The 23,764-nt window shown below is 52.8% G+C and carries 18 protein-coding genes; 11 read left to right on the forward strand and 7 right to left on the reverse strand.

Going from position 1 to position 23,764, the window contains the following annotated elements; all coding sequences use genetic code 11:
* Positions 1-246 (reverse strand): sulfurtransferase TusA, encoded by a 246-nt coding sequence (gene tusA, locus EPIR_RS16795; RefSeq protein WP_023656679.1) that lies wholly within the window; start codon positions 244-246, stop codon positions 1-3.
* 251 nt (positions 247-497) lie between these two features.
* Between tusA and EPIR_RS16800 the strand changes: the two genes are divergently transcribed.
* Together EPIR_RS16800 and EPIR_RS16805 are read left to right on the forward strand one after the other, a co-directional pair.
* On the forward strand, positions 498-1,163 hold the full coding sequence (locus tag EPIR_RS16800) for a 7-cyano-7-deazaguanine/7-aminomethyl-7-deazaguanine transporter (RefSeq protein WP_023656680.1): 666 nt from the start codon (positions 498-500) through the stop codon (positions 1,161-1,163).
* Positions 1,164-1,303: 140 nt separating this feature from the next.
* Entirely contained in the window at positions 1,304-1,858 is a 555-nt protein-coding gene (locus tag EPIR_RS16805) for a DcrB family lipoprotein (protein ID WP_023656681.1), read from the forward strand.
* 57 nt (positions 1,859-1,915) lie between these two features.
* Here EPIR_RS16805 and iolE read toward each other — a convergent pair whose 3' ends face one another.
* From iolE to iolD, 4 genes are all read right to left on the reverse strand, one after another.
* Positions 1,916-2,812, reverse strand: coding sequence for a myo-inosose-2 dehydratase (iolE, locus tag EPIR_RS16810; protein ID WP_023656682.1), 897 nt, complete (start codon positions 2,810-2,812; stop codon positions 1,916-1,918).
* A 44-nt stretch (positions 2,813-2,856) separates the two neighbouring features.
* Complete coding sequence (locus tag EPIR_RS16815; RefSeq protein WP_023656683.1) at positions 2,857-3,741, reverse strand: sugar phosphate isomerase/epimerase family protein; 885 nt, start codon at positions 3,739-3,741, stop codon at positions 2,857-2,859.
* Positions 3,742-3,801: 60 nt separating this feature from the next.
* Entirely contained in the window at positions 3,802-4,812 is a 1,011-nt protein-coding gene (gene iolG, locus EPIR_RS16820; protein ID WP_023656684.1) for a bifunctional inositol 2-dehydrogenase/D-chiro-inositol 1-dehydrogenase, read from the reverse strand.
* A gap of 97 nt (positions 4,813-4,909) precedes the next feature.
* The gene (gene iolD / locus EPIR_RS16825; RefSeq protein ID WP_023656685.1) at positions 4,910-6,850 is read right to left on the reverse strand and encodes a 3D-(3,5/4)-trihydroxycyclohexane-1,2-dione acylhydrolase (decyclizing); all 1,941 of its coding nucleotides are present in this window, start codon (positions 6,848-6,850) and stop codon (positions 4,910-4,912) included.
* A 527-nt stretch (positions 6,851-7,377) separates the two neighbouring features.
* Here iolD and EPIR_RS16830 point away from each other — a divergent pair.
* Positions 7,378-9,300, forward strand: a complete 1,923-nt coding sequence (locus tag EPIR_RS16830; protein WP_023656687.1) for a bifunctional 5-dehydro-2-deoxygluconokinase/5-dehydro-2-deoxyphosphogluconate aldolase — start codon at positions 7,378-7,380, stop codon at positions 9,298-9,300.
* A 217-nt stretch (positions 9,301-9,517) separates the two neighbouring features.
* Complete coding sequence (locus EPIR_RS16835) at positions 9,518-10,369, forward strand: MurR/RpiR family transcriptional regulator (protein ID WP_023656688.1); 852 nt, start codon at positions 9,518-9,520, stop codon at positions 10,367-10,369.
* 53 nt (positions 10,370-10,422) lie between these two features.
* Here the strand turns inward: EPIR_RS16835 and iolB are convergent, their stop codons facing one another.
* Positions 10,423-11,256 carry a 5-deoxy-glucuronate isomerase gene (iolB, locus tag EPIR_RS16840; protein WP_023656689.1) on the reverse strand — a complete coding sequence of 278 codons (834 nt, stop codon included), beginning with the start codon at positions 11,254-11,256 and terminating at the stop codon, positions 10,423-10,425.
* A 47-nt stretch (positions 11,257-11,303) separates the two neighbouring features.
* A complete protein-coding gene (locus tag EPIR_RS16845) occupies positions 11,304-12,809 on the reverse strand; it encodes a CoA-acylating methylmalonate-semialdehyde dehydrogenase (RefSeq protein WP_023656690.1) in 1,506 nt (501 codons plus the stop codon).
* Between the two features lie 511 nt (positions 12,810-13,320).
* On the opposite strand from EPIR_RS16845, the gene EPIR_RS16850 reads away from it, so the two are divergent.
* The 7 genes from EPIR_RS16850 (at position 13,321) to EPIR_RS16880 (ending at position 23,763) form a co-directional block, all read left to right on the forward strand.
* Positions 13,321-14,136 (forward strand): TIM barrel protein, encoded by an 816-nt coding sequence (locus EPIR_RS16850; protein WP_023656691.1) that lies wholly within the window; start codon positions 13,321-13,323, stop codon positions 14,134-14,136.
* Between the two features lie 167 nt (positions 14,137-14,303).
* Positions 14,304-15,341: an AI-2E family transporter gene (locus tag EPIR_RS16855; protein WP_023656692.1), complete on the forward strand. Its 1,038-nt coding sequence runs from the start codon at positions 14,304-14,306 to the stop codon at positions 15,339-15,341.
* A gap of 215 nt (positions 15,342-15,556) precedes the next feature.
* Positions 15,557-17,149, forward strand: a complete 1,593-nt coding sequence (locus EPIR_RS16860) for an EAL domain-containing protein (protein ID WP_023656693.1) — start codon at positions 15,557-15,559, stop codon at positions 17,147-17,149.
* Positions 17,150-17,353: 204 nt separating this feature from the next.
* Complete coding sequence (gene proP, locus EPIR_RS16865) at positions 17,354-18,859, forward strand: glycine betaine/L-proline transporter ProP (protein WP_048697977.1); 1,506 nt, start codon at positions 17,354-17,356, stop codon at positions 18,857-18,859.
* 726 nt (positions 18,860-19,585) lie between these two features.
* The gene (locus EPIR_RS16870) at positions 19,586-20,191 is read left to right on the forward strand and encodes a fimbrial protein (protein WP_023656696.1); all 606 of its coding nucleotides are present in this window, start codon (positions 19,586-19,588) and stop codon (positions 20,189-20,191) included.
* 51 nt (positions 20,192-20,242) lie between these two features.
* Positions 20,243-20,986, forward strand: coding sequence for a fimbria/pilus periplasmic chaperone (locus tag EPIR_RS16875; RefSeq protein WP_240987377.1), 744 nt, complete (start codon positions 20,243-20,245; stop codon positions 20,984-20,986).
* A gap of 221 nt (positions 20,987-21,207) precedes the next feature.
* Positions 21,208-23,763, forward strand: a complete 2,556-nt coding sequence (locus EPIR_RS16880) for a fimbria/pilus outer membrane usher protein (protein WP_167337190.1) — start codon at positions 21,208-21,210, stop codon at positions 23,761-23,763.
* Position 23,764: the final 1 nt, after the last annotated feature.

The raw sequence follows: 23,764 nt of genomic DNA on the forward strand, positions 1-23,764 counted from the left end.
CTACAGCCCTTTCTTCAGCAGATATTGATAGGGCGGCACGTCGATGGCCTGTGCCACCAGCGTATGTTCCATAAAGCGACAAAAGCCGGGAATGTCACGGGTGGTGGCCGGATCGTCGGCGATAATCAGCAGGGTTTCGCCGTTCTGCATATGGCGCACGGTTTTACGCACCATCATCACCGGTTCCGGGCAGCGCAGCCCCTGGGTATCCAGGGTTTGGTCAGGATTAGCGAATGGGTCGCTCATAGTTCTCTCAATCAGGGAAAAGCAAAGTTTGCGCTATTTTACCCCGAGTCAAAGCGGGCGCAACCACTCAGCCCACGATAACGTTTGCGCTTAAATCAACCGTTGCATTGACAGGCTAAATCGGTAATATGCCGCAAAATCGTACATATCCACCCGATTTCGCGTTGCGGCAAGGCATCACGCAGCCGCAGCGTGAAAGATGAAGGACAGGACTGGGTTCCCTCACCCCATAACATACAAAAAGGCTCAATATGCTCGCATTCAGTTCCCGTCAGCGCCTGTACGCGCTGGTCTGGCTATCTTTGTTTCATCTGCTGATCATCCTTTCCAGTAACTACCTGGTGCAGCTACCGGTCACTATTTTCGGTTTGCATACCACCTGGGGTGCTTTCAGCTTCCCGTTTATCTTTCTGGCAACCGACCTGACGGTGCGAATTTTTGGCGCGCAGCTGGCGCGGCGCATTATTCTGGCGGTGATGGTGCCCGCACTGTTTGTCTCCTATGTGGTTTCAGCGCTGTTTTATCAGGGCGAATGGCAGGGCTTTGCGGCACTTGGGCAGATGAACCTGTTTGTGGCGCGTATTGCCTGCGCCAGCTTTATGGCCTATGCGCTCGGTCAGGTGCTGGATATCCAGGTATTTAACCGCCTGCGCCAGAAAGCGACATGGTGGATAGCGCCCGCTGCGGCGATGTTCCTTGGTAATATCAGCGATACGCTGGCCTTCTTCTTTATCGCATTCTATAAAAGCGCCGATCCCTTTATGGCGACGCACTGGGTTGAGATTGCACTGGTGGATTACAGCTTTAAAGTCCTCATCTGTATGCTGTTCTTCCTGCCGGCTTACGGCCTGCTGCTGAATGCGACGTTGAAGCAATTAACAGAGAAATCTAATCGTTCCCAGGTGAATTTCGGCTAGTCTGATACTCTGCATACCTGAAGCACCTACACCGATGGCTTCAGGTAGTGATATTGTCACTACCTGCGGGTTGCTTTTATGCAGCGAATACGTTTGTATCGATGCTTAGCGACATGCGACCAATTTAAAAAGGGACTCTGATGCGTAACTTACTGAAGTATGCCGGAATTGCAGTGCTGGTCACGGGCCTCGCGGCCTGTGATGGCAAAAATGATAAAGTTTCTGATAATCAGGGCGCCAGCAGCAGCCAGTCGGCGCAGAACGTCACGCTGATGAATGGCAAAATGAGCTTTACGTTACCGCCGGGGATGAGTGATAAGAGCGGCAAGCTCGGAACACAAGCCAATAACATGCACGTTTACGCCGATGAGTCAGGCCAGAAGGCGATCATTGTTATCGAAGGCGACAACAGCAGTGAAGGGCTGGATACCCTGGCGAAGCGCCTGGAAGCGCAGCAGCGCAGCCGCGATCCGCAGCTTCAGGTGGTGACCAATAAAACGATCGACGTGAAGGGTCACCCGCTACAGCAGCTGGACAGCGTGATCTCTGCCAACAACCAGTCCTCATGGTCTTCCGTAGTACTGGGCAAAATTGACGGCAGGCTGCTGACCCTGCAAATCACCCTGCCCGCCGATAATCAGCAGCAGGCGCAGACTGAAGCAGAAAGTATTATTAACTCCATCACGCTGAAATAGTCTGCCAGCGTATAAAAGCCGCCTTCACAAACGCTAAAGGCGGCTTTCTGCATGTGATTACAAACCGGCGTGTTGACGAATGTACCGGCGCGCTTTTAGCGCATATTCAAACGGGTTCGCCAGCGCCGGGTCCTGTTCCGCTTCCACCACCATCCAGCCCCGGTAGCCAGCATCGTCGAGGATTTTGAATACCGGATCGAAATTAATCACGCCGTCACCCGGTACGGTGAAGGTTCCTCTCTTTACGCCATCAAGGAATGACAGCCGCTGCGCCTTCACATCTGCCACTATCTCGTCACGCACGTCCTTCAGATGCACGTGATTAATGCGCGCCAGGTGTTTTTCCAGCATGGCCAGCATGGCTTGCTGCGAGCCTTCCGAGTAGTAAGCGTGGCCGGTATCAAATAGCAGGTACACGTCATCATTGGTCTGTGCCATAAAGCGATCCACCTCATCACGGGTTTGGATCGCGGTGCCCATATGATGATGCAGGCCAACGGTCATGCCCTTTTCGGCCGCCAGTTTTGCCAGCTCGTTGTAGCCTTCCACCGTCAGCCGCCACTGTTCATCGCTAAAGTGGGGCTTCTCTTCCAGTACCGCTTTTGAGGTACCCTGAATACTGAAACTCTGCTCAGAACAGCCGATGACTTTAGCGCCCATCGCATGCAGAAAATCACGATGATTGATAAACTCATCAAGGGTTTTTTCTCTGTCGCCGTTAGCAAAAAAGGTACTGAACCAGGCATTGACGATCTCAAGCCCACGGATATCCAGCATCGGCTTCAACACCGCCGGGTCGCGCGGATATTTGCTGCCCACCTCGCTGCCGGTAAAACCCGCCAGCGCCATCTCACTAACAATCTGCTGGAAGCTGTTCTCTTTGCCTAACTCCGGCATGTCATCGTTGGTCCAGCCGATCGGCGCAATCGCCAGTTTGACCTTATTTTTGTCCATTCGTGTTCCCCAGGATTGAGCGTGCGGCATTGGCTGCCGCGCAATTATTTGCACAGCAGCTCGCGTTCGATCAGTTCGCGCGTTTCCACCGCCTGATATTTCATTTTTTCCGGATAACCGAACAGCGAAGAGGCGATAATCGATTCGCCTCCGACCGGATAAGTGCGGTTGGCAAAATCCATCTCACGCAATGTCTGGAACAGCGTTGGGAAGTCCACTTCCCCCTCGCCCACGCCGACATGCTGGTGAACCACGGCGTCAACGCCCGGTGGATTCACGATATAGCGGCAGTGTTTGGTGTGGTTCATGGTGTCAGCGATCAGCACATGCGAGAGATCTGCACCGGCATACTCCAGCATGCTCTTCACATCCCCTTTGCCTTTGTCGTAGAAAAAGGTATGCGGCACGCTATAAAGATATTTGACGTTATCACTGCGAAACGATTTCACCAGATCGGCGGTCTCATTGTTCTCTTCACAGAAGTCCCACGGGTGAGACTGAATTTCAATGCGGATCCCTTCACGCTCGACAATCGGCAGCAGTTCCTCCATTGAGCGATAAAACATCTCTTCACAGATTTCAGGCTCATTCGGGTTGCCGGAAAGCTCGGTATTGATCACCTGCACCCCGGTTTCCACCGCAATTTCAATCATCCGTTTCCAGTTACGCACGGCGGCCTGGCGGCGCGCTTCGTCCGGGCCAGACCAGCGGTACACCACGATATAAGAGGAGATTTCCAGCCCGGTCGCGCGCAGCGCGTTCTTGTACTCGGTGATAATTTCACGGCTGGCTTTCGGATGTTTATAAAATGGGTTGATCTGCGGATGGGGCGACTGCTCAATATATTTGTAACCCCAGTCAGCCACCTGGTGAACCATTTTGGTGATGCCCAAATCTTTAATGACATCAACGTCAAAGGCAATTTTCATCAGAATCTCCGTCATAAAAAGCAGTACGGTGTTTAGCCGTTATCTCACCCGCAAGCGTGTTTAGCGGTAGAACGCCGGACGCTGTGGTAATTCAATCGGCTCAATGCCACCGCTGTCCTGCGCTTTCAGGCAGGCGTCCGCAGCCACAGAGGCGGCATAACCGTCCCAGGCGGATGGCCCGTTCAGTTTTCCGGCGCTGGCGTCATTAATAAAGGCTTGCAGTTCAACGTCATAGGCGGCGATAAAACGATCTTTCCAATCGGTAAGGATCGCCGTCGACAGCCGGGCATCTTTGCGCATCTGTACTGCGGACGGCTCCGGCAGCCTGGCGATGCCGTTTTCACCGACCACTTCACACTGGATGTCGTAGCCGTAGGCGCAGTTGACAAAGATCTCCACGTCAATGCGAATACCTTTGCGGGTTTCGAACAACACCACCTGCGGGTCACGCAGCTTGCCATGTGTATGACGGGTTGAGCGCGGGAACACCACCTGCACCGACTTGTACTCGTCTTCGGTCAGCCAGCGCAGCACGTCCAGCTCGTGGATCAGGGTGTTGGTGATAGCCATATCGGTGGTGTAACTCTCCGGCACGGTGGGATTACGGTGCGCGCAGTGCAGCATCAGCGGTTCGCCAATGTCCCCCTGGCTGATAACGTTTTTCAGCGCCCGATAGCCACTGTCGTAAGGACGCATAAAGCCCACCTGCACCAGACGTTTACCAAACTTGATTTCAGCATCAACAATGCGGCGGCAGCCTTCAGCACTCATTGCCAGCGGTTTTTCGCAGAATACCGGCTTGCCCGCCGCGATGGCAGCCAGGGTAAACTCTTCGTGAGTGGGATCCCAGGAGGTCACCAGCAATGCATCCACATCCGGTGATTTCACCACCTGGTAACCGTCGGCAAATACCTGCGCGTCAATACCGATACGGGCCAGCACCGCTTTAGCCCCTTCCACGTTGATATCAGAGACGGCAACCACCTGCGCTCCCCGCAACACTTTGCTACAGCGGCGGATATGTTCCTGACCGATAGCCCCCGTTCCGATTACACCCAGTCTTAATGTCATGGCCTTTCCTTACGATATAGGAGAAATCAGGCTAACCGAGCCAAGTCGGGTGACGAGGTTAGCGCCCGTTCGATATGAAACACAAACGCCCCAGTGATTAATACTCACGCGCCTGGTCAATATGTTCATTCAGCATCTGCGCGACGGCATCAATGCGCGGCGAGTTAGAGACCTGGGCTCCGCCCACGCGCCACCAGCTGAAATATTTGTGGATCATGGTTTTTGGCAGAACTTTAATATCGATCAGCGTCGATACCGTCTCTTTCTGCGCGGCAATCAGCGCGGCATGCAGCTGCTCAAGCGTGGTCACGCGCCAGGTTTTACAACCGTAGCCCGCCGCGATTGCCGCGAAGTCAACCGGGATCAGCCCACCGTTCAGCTTGCCGCCTTCGATGTCGCGGAAACGGAATTCGGTGGTGAAACTGTCCATACCGTGTTCCATTTGCAGGTTGTTGATACAGCCGTTGGCCATGTTATCCAGCAGGATCACGTTGATTTTTGCGCCCTCCTGAATCGAGGTCACCAGCTCGGAATGCAGCATCATAAAGGAGCCATCCCCCACCAGGGCATACACCTCACGCTGCGGCTCAGCCAGCTTGACGCCCAGTGCGGCATTGACCTCATAGCCCATGCAGGAATAGCCATATTCGACGTGATAGCTGTTGTCATCTTTGGTACGCCACATACGTTGCAGATCGCCCGGCAGGCTGCCCGCCGCCGCCACGATCACCGCATTGCCTGGCAGATGCTCATTGAGCGTTCCCAATACGCTGCTCTGTGTCAGAAAGGAGTTGGTGAGACGGTTAAATTCGGCGTATAGCGCTGAACGGTCGATATTATCGTCAATTTCTGGGATAAAATTGTCACCGCTGTAGACTGCCGAGTAAACACGTTGCGTCTCTTTCAGCAGCCTGCTCTGTGCCTGGGAGACTTTTTCGCCCCAGCCATGCTGAAATCCCGTGGCCGCCAGACGGCCGTTAATCGCATTCAGCGCTTCCCGTGCATCCGCCACCATCTGCACGCCATCCAGTTTACAGGCATCGAAGTGGCTGACGTTGATGTTGAGGTAGCTGGCATCCGGGTGCTGGAAAATCCATTTCGACGCGGTAGTGAAGTCGGTGTAGCGCGTGCCGATACCGATCACCAGATCGGCCTCTTTTGCCAGCAGGTTCGCCGCCAGACAGCCGGTTTCCCCCACGCCGCCGACATTTAGCGGATGATCGGACAGGATCGTGCCTTTACCGGCCTGGGTTTCAGCAAATGGGATCTGATAGCGTTCCACAAAAGCGCGTAAGGCATCGCCTGCGCCGGAGTATTTCACCCCGCCACCGCAGATAATCATTGGCCTTTTCTTCCCGGCAATCAGCGACAGCGCATCAGCCAGCTCTCCTTCGGTCGGCAGACGGCGATCGAGCCGATGTACGCGCTTCTGGAAGAAATAGTCCGGATAATCATAGGCTTCACCCTGAACGTCCTGCGGCAGGGAAAGTGTTACCGCGCCGGTTTCTGCCGGATCGGTCAGTACGCGCATGGCGTTGATACAGGCACTCATCAGCTGCTCAGGTCGGCTGATACGATCCCAGTATTTGCTGACGGCGCGGAAAGCATCGTTGGTGCTGATGCTTAAATCGTGGCTCTGTTCAATCTGTTGCAGCACCGGGTCAGGCTGGCGGCTGGCGAACACATCACCCGGCAGCAGCAGCAAAGGAATGCGGTTAGCGCTGGCGGTGGCGGCGGCAGTCAGCATATTGGCCGCACCCGGCCCAACGGAGGAGGTGCAGGCAATAATCTCGCGGCGCAGCCTCTGTTTGGCAAATCCCGTCGCCGCATGCGCCATGCCCTGTTCATTACGCCCCTGATACACCACCAGATCGCCACTGTCCTGCTCCAGCGCCTGGCCCAAACCCAGCACGTTGCCGTGGCCAAAGATGGCGAAAATACCTTTAACAAACTTGCTTTCCACGCCGTCCACCGACAGATACTGGTTGTCGAGGAATCTGACCAGCGCCTGTGCGGTGGTTAATCTGATTTTGCCCATTTGCTGTTCCTTTCTCTTTTGCCAGCCCTGTTATCAGGTCTGCCGGGTACGCATCAGGTCGCTGCTCTGGATGCCAGGCAACGACAGCGTTAAGTGAAACGTGAGCCGATTATAAACAAATATTTTTTTCACTAAATACCATTACAGAAGAAACATTTCATTTTGCGAGAGAGATCAAATTATGCGCTGCAACCGAGGAAACTTGCCTGCCCGGCAAAGGGCAAATGAAACGATCATCCCCTCTCGCATCAACAACAGAAAAAATCGTTTCATTTCAATATGTTTTCAAGTGTGCGTTTAATCTTAAAAAAGGGCCGGGCACGCCGCAGAAATAGCGTGAAATAACTGACTGACGCCGCGCAACCCCACCAGCCGTCGCAGAGTTTTAACCACCTCACACTTTCGGGGCAATAATTTCATTTCAAATTGAATTTGGAATTTTTATTTCTTATAGTGTTTTATATCGTCGTATCCGTAGCGGCTTGCGCGCCGGGATGCAGGGTGCATATACAGAGGAAACAACAGGTATGGGTACACAACAGAAGCCACTTGATGTGATTTGTATCGGGCGGATCGCCGTCGACCTTTATGGTCAGCAAATCGGTGCTCGTCTTGAGGACGAGACCACCTTTGCCAAGTATCTGGGTGGATCATCCGGCAATGTTGCCTACGGTACGGCGATTCAGGGACTGAAATCCGCGATGCTGGCTCGGGTCGGTGATGAACATATGGGCCGCTTCTTGCGCGAAGAGCTACAGCGCGCTGGCTGCGATACGCAGAGCCTGATCACCGATAAAACGCGCCTGACCGGTCTGGTGATCCTCGGAATAAAGGATCAGGAGACCTTTCCGCTGGTGTTTTACCGCGATAACTGTGCCGATATGGGGCTGGTGCCGGACGATATTCAGGAGGAGTATATCGCCTCTGCACGCGCCGTTGCCGTGACCGGTACTCACCTGTCGCATGCTGATACCCGCGCCGCCGTGTTAAAAGCGTTAGAGATCGCACGCCGCCACGGCCTGCGCAGCGCGCTGGATATTGATTACCGTCCGGTGCTGTGGGGGCTAACCTCTCTGGGCGATGGTGAGACTCGCTTTGTCGAGTCGGCACACGTCACCCAGCAGCTACAGGACGTGTTGCACTACTTCGACCTGGTGGTGGGAACAGAAGAGGAGTTTCATATTGCCGGCGGCAGTACCGACAGTCTGACCGCCCTGAAAAATGTCCGCCAGGCGACGAAAGCCACCCTGGTATGCAAACGTGGGGCGCTGGGCTGTGTGGTGTTCGAAGGCGAGATCCCGGACACCTGGCAGCAGACAAAACTGCACAGCGGGGTGCGTGTTGAAGTGCTGAACGTGCTGGGCGCAGGTGATGCCTTTATGTCCGGCCTGCTGCGCGGCTGGCTTAACGATGAAAGCTGGGAACAGGCCTGCCGTTACGCTAACGCCTGCGGGGCGCTGGTGGTATCACGTCACGGCTGTGCTCCGGCGATGCCGACCAAAGAGGAGCTTGACGACTTCCTCGGACGCCAACAGGCGGTGAAGCGCCCGGATCTCGACGGTCGTTTGAATCACCTGCATCGCGTGACCACCCGGAAGCAGCATTGGCACGAACTCAATATCTTCGCCTTCGACCATCGTAAACAGCTGGTCGATATGGCAGCAGAAGCGGGCGCGGATGAGACGCGCATTCCCCAACTGAAAAATCTGCTGCTACGGGCGGCACGTGAGGCGGCAAAAGAGGCGGGCCTTGATAATGGCCGCTGCGGCATTCTGGCCGATACCACCTATGGTCAGCCCGCCCTGAATGAGATAACCGGCACAGGCTGGTGGATCGCCCGCCCCATTGAATTACCCGGATCGCGTCCGCTGCGTCTGGAACATGGCAATATCGGCTCCCAACTGATCGACTGGCCGCAGGAGCATGTCGTCAAATGCCTGACCTTCTACCATCCGCATGACGACGCAGAGATGCGCCAGGCACAGGATGAACTGCTGCTGGATGTGTGGAAGAGCTGTAACAAGTCCGGGCATGAGCTGCTGCTGGAAGTGATCCTGCCGGAAAGCAGCCCGGATAAAAACGAGCAATACTATGCGCAGATCCTGAACCACTTCTACCAGATGGGCATTAAACCGGACTGGTGGAAGCTGCCACCGTTGTCCCCAGCCAGCTGGCAAGACATTGGCGAACTGATTGAAGAACATGATCCACACTGCCGGGGCATACTGCTTCTGGGCCTGGATGCAGCGGAAGCCAAATTGAAAACCGGTTTTGCCGCTGCTGCCCGCTCACCGTGGGTCAAAGGCTTTGCGGTCGGCCGCACTATCTTTGCCCAGCCTTCGCGGCAATGGCTACAGAACGAACTGGATGATGCCACGCTGATTAAGAGGGTGAAAAACAACTATCTGACGCTTATCGGATACTGGCGTGAGGTACGCCCGTTGCAGTAAAACACCTTTGGCACAGGATATGTGTAAGCAAAATGGGGCAGTTCGTACACGAAGCTGCCCTTATCAGATCATTTCTGCGCCACAATCGACAATTTCGTGAACTATTTCTCATACCGGATGAAATAAAAGCTGCTGGTTTCTTCACCAAGTGAAATTTATCGTTCATCTGATAGAATGACCTACAGCAAATTTTTCTTTTCTTTTAGCGAGTCGCTTAATGGCCAATAATCCTACCCAGCTTTCTCTGTTACAGGACGATATCCGTCATCGCTACGATACCCTGAGTAAGCGCCTGAAGCAGGTGGCACGCTATATTCTGGATAACAGCAATAACATCGCTTTTGATACCGTCGCCTCCATCGCCCAGCAGGCAGACGTACCGCCTTCCACGCTTATCCGCTTTTCCAACGCCTTTGGCTTTAGCGGCTTCAATGAAATGAAGCAGGTGTTTCGTCAGCACCTGATGGAAGAGACGGTCAGCTATACCGAACGAGCACGCCTGTTCCGCCAGACCGCAACGGATGAAGCGCATGCCGCGCCGGAAAGCCCGGCGGAGATCCTCAACGTATTTAGCATGGTGAATGCACAGGCGCTGCAACAGTTGGCGATGCAGATCAATCCAGAACAGCTGGAAAAAGCGGTGAAGCTGCTTGATGGGGCAGACAACATCTACGTCATAGGCCTGCGCCGCTCGTTTAGCGTGGCGTCTTATCTGACCTATGCCCTGCGTCATCTCGAACGCCGTGCCTTTCTGATCGACGGGCTGGGCGGCATGTTTGCCGAGCAGCTGAGTATGGTGAACCCGAAAGACGTGGTGATCGCCATCAGCTACTCGCCTTATGCGAGCGAAGCGATAGAGCTGGTGGAGCTGGGAGCGAAGCGCGGGGCGCAGCAGATAGCGATTACCGATAGCCAGGTCAGCCCATTAGCCGCCTTCAGCGATGTCTGTTTTGTGGTGCGTGAAGCGCAGGTCGACGGCTTCCGTTCCCAGGTGGCTTCGCTGTGTCTGGCACAGACGCTGGCGGTATCACTGGCGCTGAACAACGCAGGCCAGGCGCCAAAAGCATAAAAAACGGGTGAGCCGATCCGGTCACCCGCCATATCACGCCATTCACATCAATTTTAACCGCTGGATGACCGTTTACGCGGATAATCTGCACTGTTTACCCAGGCATGATCCTCTTCCCAGCTGAATTTCCATAGCCGCACCGGCCCGGCCATCACGTTGAGATAATAGTTATCATACCCGGCGATAGTCGCTACCGGATGATAGCCGCGCGGCACGGTGACTACATCGCGGTTATAGGGTGCCATGCACTCATCCAGTGAACGGTCGTCAGTGTAGATGCGCTGCATGGCATAACCCCGTTCCGGATTGAAACGGTGGTAATAAGTCTCTTCCAGATAGGTTTCCTGGTCTGAATCTTCACGATCGTGCTTATGGCTCGGATAAGAACTGGTGTTGCCTTCGTCGGTATACACTTCCACCACCAGCAGACTGTCTGCCGGCTTATCGTCAGGCAAAATATTGTGTACCAGACGCTGGTTGCGCCCGTTGCCGCGCTGCTCAACGCCCACGTCCTGCGGCGCAATAAGACGTGCAGGCAGTTTGCCGGAAACCGCAGGCGCACTGCACACCGCCAGCTCGAGATCGGATTCAGCCAGCACGTCTACCTGTTCATCAGGCGGAATATACACCGAGTAAGGCGGCGTACGTTCGAACGGCGACAGGCGTTTACCGATATGCGGGAATTCAGCCTGACGGGTTTTTACCGATGCCAGGCCCGCAACCAGAACCAGACACAGCTCTTTATCACCGCTTGCCAGTGACAGCGACTGCCCTTTTTTCAACTGGTAAGCGGAAAAACCGACATAGCGCCAACCAGCGCCTTGCGGGGTAATATGCTGGATACGCCCCTGCACATCGGGCGGATTAACTTTGTGCAGCAATGACATAGAAATCAGCTCCTTATCTCACTACAAACGGCGTATAAAGACGGCAATTAGCCGAGCGTTGGCATGCTGAATTCAGAGACGGTTTTCTGACCACTCGGCCAGCGCACCGTGGCCGTCTTCATCCTGGTATAGAAACGCACGCCGTCCGGGCCATGTACGTTCAGCGCACCAAAGACGGACCGTTTCCAGCCGCCAAAACTGTGGAAAGCCATCGGCACCGGAACCGGGACGTTAACACCGACCATTCCCGCCTGCACCTCACGCACAAAATCACGTCCGGTATGGCCATTGCTGGTAAATATGGCGCTGCCGTTACCGAACTCGTGGCTGTTTACCAGCGTCAGCGCGCTTTGATAGTCAGGCGCACGCACGATACTCAGTACCGGCCCGAAGATCTCCTCACGCCAGATAGTCATATCTGTTGTCACATTATCGAACAGCGTACCGCCAACGTAGTAACCATCAGGATGACCTGCAACCTGGATCTCACGCCCGTCGACCACCAGTTTTGCCCCCTCGCTCACCCCTTTATCGATGTAACCCACGACTTTCTTCTGGTGTGCAGCGGAAATAACCGGCCCCATTTCATTTTCATCGTTGCCCCTGTGTATACCCGGCCCCACTCGCAGCGCTTGCACCAACGGCGTCAATGCGGCAATCAGGTTGTCCGCAGTATCATCACCCACCGCGACCACCACCGGCAGCGCCATGCAACGCTCACCGGCTGAACCAAACGCACCGCCCATAATCGCGTTGACGGTGGCATCCAGATCGGCATCCGGCATAACGATGGCATGATTTTTTGCTGCGCCGAATGCCTGCACGCGTTTGCCGTGGGCGCTGGCAGTGGTGTAGATATGCTCAGCGACGGTGGATGAACCGACAAAACTGACCGCCTGAACGCGCGCGTCTTTATACAGCTGTTCAGCGTTTTCATTTGAGCTGTGGATCACGTTAAAAACGCCATCCGGCAGACCCGCTTCGCTTAACAGTTCCGCCATACGCACCGAGGCAGAGGGGTCGAGCGCTGGCGGTTTCAATACGAAGGTGTTACCGCAGGCCAGCGCGATCGGGAACATCCACAATGGCACCATCGCCGGGAAGTTAAACGGGGTGATGCCCGCCACCACTCCCAGTGGCTGCATCAGCGAGTAGCTGTCAACGCCCGTTCCCACGTCAGCCGAATTCTCGCCTTTTATCAGGTGCGGAATACCACAGGCAAACTCCACCACTTCCAGACCACGGGTCAGTTCACCCTGCGCATCTGACCAAACTTTGCCGTGTTCACTGACAATCAGTTCAGCCAGCTCATCGCGGTGCTGTTCCATCAACGTTTTAAAGTTAAACAGAATGCGCGCCCGGCGCAGCGGAGAGGTGCGCGACCAGCTATCAAAGGCATCATGGGCCACCGTGATGGCGTGTGCCACTTCTTCACGGGTGCTTTGCGTCAGTTCACGCACCGGCTTACCGCTTGCCGGATCGTAAATCGGGATGGTTTCGTTGCTGGCGCTCGGAGACGTTTTACCGCCAATAAAATTTCCTGTGATAGTCATGTTCTGGCCTCTTGGATGTGATGTCGGCCAGGCGTTGCCGGTCATGCAGCGTGACTGCCTTACGCCACCGCGACGGACAAAAACCTGATGCGTAAAGAAACAGTACGATAATGGAATAAATTTTTCAAATATCAAAGTTTAGAAAATTTGTTTTTAGCGAAATGGATCGCATTTTTTTATCTCACTCTTGCACAGGGTAAAGCCCGTCATGCACCGGAGGAAAAATTCTGCACCTCAGGCAGCATACTGCCTGGTGTTATGGTCAGAAACTGGGAAAAAAGCGGGCCAAATCCCGTCCTGATAGAGCAAGAAACAGGTATAAGCACGGAAAGAGTGAAAATCTGCGAGACACATCTAAAAATTTAAATTTCATGTTTCACGATATATGAAATAAATGTTTTCCTGTAAGGCACAGATAACCGCTACCCTGGCTGTGCGGGGGAACCGCACCGATCGATGTATGGCGGGTATCACTTTTAACGCGGCCAGCCGACTGAACAGGAAACCTGCTATGGCTATCGATCCATCCCGATTTTGCATTAACCGTAAGATTGCTCCCGCTCTCAGTCTCGAAGCCTTCTTCCAGCTGGTAAGCAGGCTGGATCTGCATAAGATTGAACTACGTAACGATATGAAAAGCGGCAGCGTTACCGATAACCTGAGCCCTCATCAGGTACGCAAACTGGCAGAAGAGTATGAGCTGGACATCGTCACTATCAATGCGCTGTATCCATTTAATCGGATCGATAATGAACTGCTGGATCGTGCCGAAAGCCTGTTACAGACGGCGCAAGCAATCGGTGCCGGTGCGCTGGTGATGTGCCCACTGAATGACGGCACAAAGATTTCCGCTGACGATACGCAAAAGGCGTTGAGCACGCTGGCCCCGCTGTTTGCGCGCTACGGGATCAATGGGCTGGTTGAACCACTGGGCTTTTCGATCAGTTCCCTGCGGTCTGCCGGTCTGGCGCAGCAGCTGATCGCCCAGGCGGGAGTCCCCTTTAAGATACTGGTCGATAGCTTCCATCACCACCTGTATGAAGGCGCGGAGCAGGATTTTGCGCAGGGAATAGATGTTAAGCAGATTGGACTGGTGCACCTGTCAGGGGTGGTTGATAAACGCCCGGTCAATGAACTGACCGATGACCAACGCCTGATGCTGCACCCGGAAGATCGGCTGAAAAGCGTATGCCAGGTACAGCGCCTGGAGGAGATGGGCTACCGTGGCATTTACGCCTTTGAACCCTTTTCCCCGGCGATGGAAAACTGGCAGGCGGCAGATATTGAACGCGAGATCCGCCAGAGCCTCGCGCTATTGCAGGACTAGCCAGCGAAAGAATGTTACCCATGCTGCCTCAACGCAGCATGGGGACATAGCTCTCCTCCCTCCCCTTCCCCCTTACCGATGACCACCATAGCGACGATTCTTAAAGTCACCGAGCCGATTTTCACAGCCGCTACACTTGCTGCGCATACGTTGAAAACGGAGGAGCAATGAATCCATTGCCACAGGAGAAAGTCGGACAGAATATTTTACTGAAGCTTGCCACCCTGGTGGTGATCCTCGCCGGTATCAAGCTGTCAGCCGAAATTGTGGTGCCTTTTTTACTGGCACTGTTTTTTGCTATCGTCATCAACCCACTGGTCAGCGTGCTGATACGCCGTGGAGTACGGCGCGGAATGGCCATTACCCTCGTCATGGTGGTGATGCTGCTGGTTCTGACGCTGCTGGTCATCATGGTGGCCGGTTCGCTACAGGAGTTCAACGAAGTCTATCCGCAGCTACAGGCTCAATCAGCACAGAAGCTCGGCGTGTTGCAGCATCTCGCCGCCCGTTTTCACCTGAATATCTCCAGTTCATCCTTGGCTCAGCGGCTTGACCCCGGCGCGATGATGGATGTTGCCACCACCATGCTTAAACAGTTTTCCGGTGCGATGACGCAGTTGGTGCTGGTGATCATGACGGTGATTTTTATGCTTTTTGAGGTTCATCATCTGCCGTATAAGCTGCGTTATGCGCTAATCAATCCGCAAATCCATATCGCCGGACTGCATAAGGCACTGAAAGGCGTGACGCACTATCTGACGCTGAAAGCACTGATCGGTCTGGTCACCGGGGTTCTGGTATGGCTGGCTCTGCTGGCGCTGGGCATCAAGTTTGCCCTGCTGTGGGGCATCGTGGCCTTTGTACTCAACTTTATTCCTAATATTGGCCCGGTGATTGCGGGAATTCCGCCGATATTACAGGCGCTGTTGCTGAATACGCCGCTGGAGGCCGGGCTGGTCGCCGCCCTATTTGTCAGCATCCATATGCTGCTGGGTAATCTGCTGGAGCCACGGATATTAGGACGCGGACTTGGACTGTCGAGCCTGGTGGTGTTTTTGTCACTCATTTTCTGGGGTTGGCTGCTTGGCCCGGTCGGAATGCTGCTGTCGGTGCCGTTGACCAGCGTGAGTAAAATTCTGATGGAAATCACCCCGGGCGGCAGCAAGCTGGCCATTTTATTAGGCAACGGACGTAAGCGGGCTTAGCCGTGAGCAATGGCTTCGCGCAACCCCTCCGCTAAGCTGCCGTTATTTGATATATATTACGGTCGTCACAGCCGGTAACGCTATACTGCTGTTGACCAGCATTGACGATCGTCGCCTCGGCGCTGTGGCGTGACGATAATTATTGGATAATCAGTGCAGTAATCACCGCCGCTTCGGCCTATTCGTGCGCCGCCGCGCGCTCACAGGGGAACTGCTTGCAAGCATTTGTAAAGCCTAATCATGAGCGTATCTGGCTGGTCGTGGCCGGCCTGCTGCCGCTGCTGCTTTGCCTGTTTTTTACTTTTATTGAAGCGCGTCAGACGGTGGCTCGCCAGCAGGAAATGACCGCAGCTGCACTGTTAAGCCAGGCCGAACACATCAGCGATCTCGCCTGGGATGTGACCGACAGTCTGAAAACACTCGGCAACCGGCCTTGCAAAGATGTCCTCTCTCAATTGCAGAAGCTGGGCGCACTCACCCCCTATTTTCGTTCGGTCGGTCTGACCCAGGATAACACGGTATATTGCTCTTCGGCCTTTGGTGCCAGCCGTGGCCCGGTGGCAGGGATGATCCGCCATTCTCTCCCTTCGTCCGATCAATCGTGGTGGACGCTCTCTCTTGCCGGCACCTTCGGTGTTCAGGATCGTCCTGCGGTGATATTTATGCGCCAGCCATCCGACAGATCAGGCAGCTATGCCGTGGTTGATGGCCAGTATCTGATTGACCTTATGCGGGTGACGGGGCTGAAGCTTGGCTATTACATCACCATGCAGTTCGGCGGAGGCTACCCCATTGCCAACGCAGCTTCCCTAAGCCATCAGCAAGAAAACTGGAAAACCCGTACTTTTACCAGTGGTTCCAGCGATTATCCGATCGCTATCAGCATTTCCGCGCCGCGTACTGAAACACTGCAAAGCTGGCGCCAGACACTGCTCACTTTTATGCCGATGGCGGCGATCCTCTCGGTGTTGTTTGTCGCCGTCACCAATAGCTGGCTGCGACGCAGAAGCTCATACCGCGATGAGTTCCGTCGGGGAATGGCATGTGGTGAGTTTTCGGTACATTATCAGCCGGTTTGTCACCTGGAAAGCGGTCAGTTAGCCGGGGTTGAGGCACTGATGCGCTGGCAGCGTTTCGACGGTAGCTGGGTACGCCCCGATATTTTTATTGCTGCTGCCGAAGCCGAGGGCATGATCGTTCCACTGACACGGCACTTGCTGCAACTGATCGCGAGAGATTGTGCCAGCTGGAAGGTTCCTGCTGGTTTTCATATCGGCATTAACGTGGCGGCGGATCATCTTCAGCACGATGATTTTGTTAAAGACATTCGCGGGTTCTCACAGAGCATCGCCCATCTTCAACCGATCATTACGCTGGAACTGACGGAACGCAGTCTGATTAGCGAAGGCGATCGGGTCGCACATAAGCTGGCTGAGCTGCGCCGTGAAGGCATTCGTGTCGCCATTGATGATTTTGGTACGGGCCACTGTTCCCTGACCTATCTGCAAACCTTCCCGCTGGACTATCTGAAGATAGATAAAAGTTTTGTTGGCGCGATTGAATCAGCCTATGGGGAAACACCTATACTGGACACCATTATTCAGCTGGCACACAAGCTGGCGCTACAGGTGGTGGCAGAGGGAATAGAAACTCCGTTACAGATGAAATACCTCAAAAGTCACGGCGTTGCGTTTATACAGGGTTTTTACTATGCGCGTCCCCTATCCAGCGCTGCGCTGATGGTGTGGATAGAACAAAACCCCCATCCTGCCCCTCCCTTTTCTGACCTGCCATCGGATGTTTCTTAGTGAAATTATGTCAGTACGCGAAGAGACGATATACTGATACCTGGCAGAGTGTGCTGCCGTATTGCATTGGCATGTTGCCAATGCCTGACGATGGTGCATTTTGTCGTTAGTTTTATTCCCCTACATACTCAGGCTGTAAACGCGGCGTCTGAACAATATGACGGGTTTTTAAACAGGAAAACAGATAATGACAGGGTATTTGATATGAAACTACGTAGGAAGCGTGTTAAGCCTATCGGGTTAAAGGACGTCACTATTATTGACGATGCCAGATTACGCAAGGCGATTACAGCTGCCTCATTGGGCAACGCTATGGAGTGGTTCGACTTCGGCGTTTATGGTTTTGTTGCCTATGCACTGGGGCAAGTTTTCTTTCCGGGAGCCGATCCAGGGACACAGATGATTGCCGCACTGGCAACCTTCTCCGTTCCCTTCCTGATCCGTCCATTAGGAGGCCTGTTCTTCGGGTCGTTGGGGGATAAATACGGCCGTCAGAAAATACTGTCGATGACCATTATTATCATGTCGGTCAGTACCTTCTGTATTGGTTTAATTCCGTCTTATGCCTCGATTGGTATCTGGGCGCCGATCCTGCTGCTGCTATGTAAAATGGCACAGGGCTTCTCGGTGGGCGGCGAATATACCGGGGCTTCCATTTTTGTTGCTGAATACTCGCCTGACCGTAAGCGTGGCTTTATGGGCAGCTGGCTGGACTTCGGTTCTATCGCCGGTTTCGTGTTGGGTGCAGGACTGGTGGTCCTGATTTCAGCCGTCATCGGTGAGGCGAAATTCCTTGAATGGGGCTGGCGTATTCCGTTCTTCGTCGCGCTGCCGCTGGGTATCATCGGGCTTTACCTGCGCCACGCGCTGGAAGAAACCCCGGCGTTCCAGCAGCATGTTGACAAGCTGGAGCAGGGCGATCGCGAAGGACTGGCTGACGGTCCAAAAGTCTCGTTTAAAGAGATTGCGACAAAACATTGGAAAAGCCTGTTAGCCTGTGTCGGTCTGGTGATTGCCACCAACGTGACCTACTACATGCTGCTGACCTACATGCCGAGCTACCTGTCGCATAACCTGCATTATTCAGAAGATCACGGCGTGATGATCATCATCGCCATTATGCTGGGGATGCTGTTTGTACAGCCGGTGATGGGCCTGATGAGCGATAAATTTGGGCGTCGCCCGTTTGTGATTATCGGCAGCATCGCGCTACTGACGCTGGCAATACCGTGCTTTATGCTGATCAACAGCGGCGTGATGGGGCTGATTTTTGCCGGACTGCTGATACTGGCGGTGATCCTCAACAGCTTCACCGGGGTGATGGCATCAAGCCTGCCAGCCATGTTCCCAACCCATATCCGCTACAGCGCGCTGGCCAGTGCCTTTAACATCTCCGTACTGATTGCCGGCCTGACGCCGACCGCTGCTGCCTGGCTGGTAGAAGCGACCAGCAATCTGTATATGCCGGCTTACTACCTGATGGTGGTGGCAGTCATTGGCCTGGTGACCGGGATTATGATGAAGGAAACCGCTAATCTGCCGCTGCGTGGCGCAACGCCTGCGGCTTCAGATATGGCGGAGGCTAAAGAGATCCTGCAAGAACATCACGATAATATCGAACAGAAAATCGAAGATATAAACGATCAGATTACCGAGCTGGAAGCGAAGCGCTCCCATCTTATTAATCAGCATCCGCGTATTAACGAATAACCTCTCTAAAGGGGCACGGCACGCTGTGCCCCTGTCAATTCCCTCCTCATGCATTGCCAGCATCTGTACTCATTGCAATAAATTAAAGTGGCAGAATTTTCTCTCATAATTGAACTCGCTGCGCAGAGAACAGGCTTCATTACCTATCTCAATCAACGCGCAGAGAAATAACTCCATATTCATATTTTCTTAACGAACAGGAAATAACCTATCAAGACCTGTTTATTTATATCTTTAAACCATTTTCCTTTTCATCTTCCTGCTGCCACTGAAAAAACCTCTAAATATATTAGCCTGTCACCACAGCCGTAATGAGATACTTTTATTCTCTATTTTTTTCTCTTCAGGCTCATCTCACCTTCTTCACAAGCCATCAATAACCCATTGATTTATATTGACTTAATCACAATATTCGATGAGAGAGATAAACTAAAGAATTTAAAGTTCCCTGATTGAGAAATCCGCTCTAGAATCCCTGTCAATTTTTAAACACCCGTGATTTATAAATGTACCTCGAGTGAAGAAACGTCCTGAAAGGATATTTACCGTGACAATAAATAATCGAAGTCACTATTCATCACGGGACGTTTCACTGGCTAACGGGTTTGCATTGACATTTAGATTATAAGTTTTATCGCAGTTTCATTCGCTACGGTAAATATGGGAAACAGTTAATAGTGGCTGATTTCTTTGGAAAACACTTACGTCATAAATAAAGGAAATATTATGGGGAAAAGTAATTTCGTGCTGGCTTCGGTAGTTTCGTTACTGACTATGGGCGCATTACCCTTGTACGCAAAGGCAGAACCGGCTGCTCCCAAACCAGTGACCGTTGACGGTGGAAAGATCCAGTTCACCGGTTCGGTCGTCTCCGCACCTTGTGTGGTAGACAACGATACCGAGTCGCAGATGGTCAATCTGGGGCAAATTGCCGCCAATTCACTCGGGAAAAAAGGGAGCACAGGCTCACCTGTTGGTTTCAATATCAAGCTGACAGGCTGTGATCTTACCCCTCCCGGCGCGAACCCGACGGAGACAGCAAATTATACCAAAGCCTCAATTGTCTTTAATGGTGCGCCAGCGGGGGATGATTCCACAACACTATCGTTGAACGCAAACGGTAGCGGAGAATCCGTTGCGAAAAACGTGGGCATTCAAATCAGCCAAAATAACGTACCTGTGAAAATTAATGGTTCAACCGCAACGAATTCCAGCAATCTGCATGTCGGGAGCAATCTTATCCCGTTTGCGGCGACTTACGTCGCAACTGGTGACGCAGTGGTAGCCGGTTCCGCCAACGCCGTAGTCAATTTCAGCGTTAACTACGAGTAATCTCAACGAGCACCCTCTGATGTATCGTTCTGCTGTGCATGCCGGTAAGGCATGCACAGATTTATACATAAAATTCTAAAAGGTTATGGTATGTATTTTATTTCAATACGAAATATCTTTTTCTGGGGAATCGCGCTTTTAGCCTTATTCATGTCTCAGTCGTCATCGGCTGGGGGAATAACGCTGACCGGTACGCGCGTCATTTATCCGGAGCAAAGTAAGCAGGTCACCATGTCGCTGCGTAATACCTCTGATAAATCCAGCTTTCTCGTCCAGTCTTGGGTTGAAAATGCAAAGGGTGAAAAAAGCCATGATTTTGTTGTTGCTCCGCCGTTATATGTTAGCGGTCCGAATAACGAAAATACGCTACGCCTGATTTATAACGGGAGTGCTCAAAATAAAGAGCGTGAAACGCTTTACTATTTCAACGTTAAATCTATTCCATCCGTTGATAAGTCGAAGGTTTCTGGTCAAAACGTATTAATGCTGGCAGCAATAACGCGCATTAAACTGTTTTATCGCCCGTCAGGTCTGACGCTACCTGCCGCGCAAGCCCCGGAAAAAATGCGCTTTCAACGCACGGGCAGTGGGGTAACCATTGAAAACCCAACGCCTTATTACCTGACGCTGGCACAGATAACGATTGGTGGTCAAAAAGTCGATGACAGAATGATTGCGCCTCATACCAGTGAGCAGGTCGCCTTAAAAAGCCTTAGCAATAATGAAGTCAAGTTCAGAACGATTAATGACTTTGGTGCTGTCACTGCGGAAATAAAAATCCAGCTACGGCAATAATCATGTGATAGTCCATTTTATACAGATTAAGCCGGTAGGGAACAAGAGTTATCCTGGTCAATAAGATCGGGGCATGCGCCGAAGCGGATAATTTTTCAAGCGCGCTCTGTGGCTGAATCTGTATTGTGTTCAGGGATGGTAAACCCGTGTCGAAAACAAACTTATTACGGCAATTAGTAAGGGAAATGCTTATTACCCGTATGTTATTTCTGGCTCTGCTCATGCTGTGCTCTATTTCTGTGCGGGCCAATGATGAGGTTTATTTCGCGCCAGAGCTTATCGGAAACGATCCCGATAGGGTGGCAGACCTAAGCCGTTTCACTAAAAATGGCCAGCAGATGCCTGGGACGTATCGCGTCTCGATTTTTGTCAATAACCACTATTGGACTGAAAAAGAGCTGGTCTTCACGGCGTATGAAAGCCAGGAAACAGGACAACATCAACCGGGATATGTCAAAGATAATACGGGCCTGCTGGCCTGTCTGACACGCTCAGATTTAGCGGATGCGGGGGTTAACGTTGATGCGTTATCAGCCCTTAACGCAATAAAAGATGAGGCGTGCCTTTCGCCAGGTCAATTTATCAAGAACGCATCCACTTCATTTAATTTTCAAAAGATGCGTCTTGATATCAGCATTCCTCAAGCACATATGCAGCATAAAGCGCAGGGTTATATCTCTCCCGAAAGGTGGGATGAAGGGATAAACGCGCTACTGCTGGATTACAGCTTCAATGGCAATCAGAAGAAGAGTCATAACAGCACGGCCCGCAGCCATTATTTAAACCTGAACACGGGAATAAATATAGGCGCATGGCGATTACGCGACAATCGCAGCTGGAATGCGTATCACAGCCGTGGGATCAGTTACAGCCAATGGCAACACCAGCAAACCTGGGCTGAACGTTCGTTGATCCCTTTGAAAAGTCATGTGCAGCTGGGCGACCTGGCGACAGGGGGAGATATCTTTGACACGGTGAGTTTCAGAGGTGTGCAGATTTCAACCGATGAGAATATGTATCCTGACAGCCTGCGTGGTTTTGCCCCCACAATCAGAGGCAATGCACGCACCAATGCACAGGTTATCGTTCGCCAAAATGGCTATGACGTGTATCAGACTTACGTTCCGCCCGGCGCATTTACGATTAACGATCTGTATGCGGTCAATTCAAGTGGCGACCTGGATGTTTTGATAACCGAAGCGGACGGCAGCACAACGTCTTTTGTGGTTCCTTTCTCTTCGGTGCCCTTGTTGCAACGCGAAGGTCAAACTCAATACTCACTGACTGCGGGACGCTATCAAAACCATAGCCAGGGATATGAGCATCCGGCGTTTTTGCAGGCAACCCTGGTGCGGGGCTTTGCGCATAATATCACCGCCTACACGGGCACGCAGCTTGCGCGTAACTATACCTCTCTCCTCGGCGGGACAGGTCTGAATCTGGGCAGGCTCGGTGCCATTTCGATGGATATTACCCAGGCTAATAGCACGCTAACCAACGGAGATCAATATCAGGGGCGTTCTATGCGTCTTTTGTATGCGCGTTCTTTGAATTCGACAGGAACAGCCTTCCAACTTGCTGGTTACCGATATTCCACTGCGGGTTTTTACACGTTGGAAGAAGCCGCCAGCCAGGAGATGTCCGGCTGGCGCGATCAATCCTGTCACCAGACAGCGTTACAAGATGAACATGCTCCGTTGACCAGAAAACCTTGCGGCAATTATTTTAATTTGCGACAGCATAAAAAAAGCAAAATACAGCTAAATATGTCTCAACAGGTCGGTTCGCTGGGGACGATATTTCTGTCAGGGACAAAAGAAACCTATCGTCATAGTCCTCATGCCAGAAAGTCCCTGCAAACGGGGCTGAACGCCTCATGGGGCAGCGCCAGCTACAGTTTGACGTTCAATTATAACTTTGCGGGCGCATCGCAGCGCCCCGATCGTTCAGCCTACTTTAACGTCTCCTTCCCGTTAAATACGCTGCCGTTTATGTCCAATTCACAAACCTGGGCTAATTACAGTATTAACCGTGATAACAATGGACATATCTCTCATCAGTCGAGCCTGAGCGGGGTGGCTTTTGATGAGAATAAACTTAGCTGGAATATGACCCAGGGCTACAGTGGGCGCAACGGAAATTCAGGAAGCCTTAGCGAGACTTATAAGAGTAGATACGGCAGCAGTAATGCCGGATATAGCTATGGTAAGGATTACCGCCAGATAAGCTATGGCCTTGCAGGAGGGATCATTTTGCACGGTGAAGGGGTGACAGTCGGCCAGACGTTAGGAGATACCAATATCCTGGTCGCCGCACCGGGCATCAAATATACCGCTGTAGAAAATGAAACGGGTATTTCTACTGATTGGCGAGGATACGCAATTAAGCCTTTCGCATCGGCCTATCGCGAAAACCGCGTGGCGCTGGATGCAAAAGATCTGGATTACGGAACCGATGTCGACAATCCGGTTATGCGCGTGGTGCCAACGAAAGGTGCCGTGGTCAAGGCGGCGTTCAATGGCCGAGTGGGCAAAAGCATGTTAGTGACCCTGAGTCATAAAAATAAATTCTTGCCGTTCGGTAGCTTTGTGACCGCAGGAGAAAGCAGCGGCATTGTCGGCGATGACGGGCAGGTCTATCTCTCTGGCATGGCGGTGAGCGGAGAGGGCCTTGCGCGCTGGGGTGGCGAAAACGACCAACAGTGTCACTTTACGTGGCATACGGCAAAAGATTCGGCGAAGAGCGGCATCATTTCATTCAACGCTAACTGTAGATAAG

The organism is Erwinia piriflorinigrans CFBP 5888 (assembly GCF_001050515.1).
GTDB lineage: Bacteria > Pseudomonadota > Gammaproteobacteria > Enterobacterales > Enterobacteriaceae > Erwinia > Erwinia piriflorinigrans.